At 48.4% G+C, this 725-nt stretch carries 1 protein-coding gene; it reads right to left on the bottom strand.

The window, feature by feature from the left end; all coding sequences use genetic code 11:
- Positions 1 to 725 (bottom strand): phosphoenolpyruvate carboxykinase (ATP) (locus R7E78_RS26485; RefSeq protein ID WP_318058658.1); only part of this gene is annotated, 725 nt, incomplete at both ends.

Raw genomic sequence — 725 nt, 5'->3', positions numbered from 1 at the left:
TATCAAAGTTATTGATAAAGCGCTCAGCCAAGTCTTTCGCTTTGCTTTCCCATTGTAGTGGGTCAACGTACGTGTCACGAGGGTCAAGGATGCTTGGATCCACACCTGGTAGTGAAGTCGGTACTTCAAGGTTGAAGATTGGAATGTGCTTAGTTGGCGCATCTTCAATCGAGCCATCTAGGATCGCATCAATGATGCCGCGTGTATCTTGGATAGAGATACGTTTACCTGTGCCGTTCCAGCCGGTGTTCACTAGGTATGCTTCTGCACCTGCGGCTTCCATACGTTTTACCAGTACTTCTGCGTATTTAGTTGGGTGAAGCGTTAGGAACGCTGCGCCAAAACATGCAGAGAATGTTGGTGTTGGCTCAGTAATGCCTCGCTCTGTGCCAGCCAGTTTTGCAGTAAAGCCAGATAGGAAGTGGTATTTGGTTTGCTCTGGAGTCAACTTAGACACTGGAGGTAGCACGCCAAATGCGTCTGCCGATAGGAAGATCACTTTGTTTGCGTGACCGCCTTTTGATACTGGCTTAACGATGTTTTCGATGTGGTAGATAGGGTAAGAAACACGTGTGTTTTCTGTCTTAGAACCGTCATCAAAATCGATAGAGCCGTCGCTACGAACCGTTACGTTTTCTAGCAGCGCATCGCGGCGGATCGCGTTGTAGATGTCTGGCTCCGCTTCTTTCGATAGCTTGATGGTTTTCGCGTAACAACCGCCTTCG

Source organism: Vibrio sp. YT-19(2023) (genome assembly GCF_033337395.1).
This window is presented reverse-complemented; position numbering and strand designations above follow the sequence as displayed.